1 protein-coding gene is annotated in these 1,180 nt (G+C 46.9%); it reads left to right on the plus strand.

The genetic code is table 11. The annotated features are described in order from the left end of the window. A partial coding sequence (locus tag R7P67_RS25450; RefSeq protein ID WP_318086402.1) for a PTS transporter subunit EIIC occupies nucleotides 1-1,180 on the plus strand: 1,180 nt, incomplete at both ends.

The following is a 1,180-nucleotide window of genomic DNA, read 5'->3' on the forward strand; positions in this document are numbered from 1 at the left end:
ATCGGCTTATCAAAAGACGGTCAAGGTGCTGCAGGTCTTGCTGGTGCGGTTGCGTACTTCGTACTTACTGCGACAGCGTCAACAATCGATGCGTCAGTTAACATGTCATTCTTCGGTGGTATCATCGCAGGTATTATTGCTGGCCATTCTTACAACGCTTTCCATGCTACACGCCTTCCTGAGTGGTTAGCATTCTTCTCTGGTAAGCGCCTAGTGCCAATTATGGCTGGTTTGTTCGCCCTAGTTGCTGGTGCTGTTTCAGGTATTGTATGGCCAACAATCCAAGGTGGTCTAGATGCACTTGCTCACGGTATCTCTACTTCTGGCGCAATCGGTCAGTTTGTATACGGTACGCTTAACCGTGCTCTAATTCCTGTAGGTCTACACCACGTACTGAACTCTTTCTTCTGGTTTGGTATGGGTTCTTGTCAAGAAGTGCTAGTTTCTGGCGCAACAGCTGCTGGTCAAGCTCTTCCTGCACTACAACAACTTTGTGTTGACCCAGCTCTAGCTAAGACTCTTGTTGCTGGTCAAACTCACACATTTGAATTCGCTAACTCAGTAACTCCAGAAATTACAGCAACTGTTAAAGAAGTAACTGAAACAGTTAAATCTGGTGACCTACACCGTTTCTTCGGCGGCGATAAGAGCGCTGGTGTATTCATGAACGGTTTCTTCCCAGTAATGATGTTTGGTCTACCAGGTGCAGCACTTGCTATGTACCTAGCGGCTCCTGTTGAGAAACGTAGCCAAGTTGGTGGTGCATTGTTCTCTGTTGCATTCTGTTCATTCCTAACTGGTATCACAGAGCCTCTAGAGTTCATGTTCGTATTCCTAGCTCCTGCTCTATACGCGATTCACGCAGTGTTCACTGGTCTATCGCTAGTTGTTGCTAACATGCTTGGTACGCTACACGGCTTCACATTCTCTGCTGGTCTAATTGACTACTTGTTGAACTACGGTCTAGCAACTAAACCTCTACTACTAGGTGCAGTTGGTCTTGGCTTCGGTGCTCTTTACTTCTTCACATTCAGCTTCGCAATCCGCGCGTTTAACCTAAAATCGCCAGGCCGTGAAGATGATGATAGCCAAGCAGCAGCACCAGCAGGTGAAGCAAAAAGTGGTGACCTAGCTCGTCAATACCTAAAAGCGCTAGGTGGTCATGACAACCTAACTTCAA

The organism is Vibrio sp. Vb0937 (genome assembly GCF_033338855.1).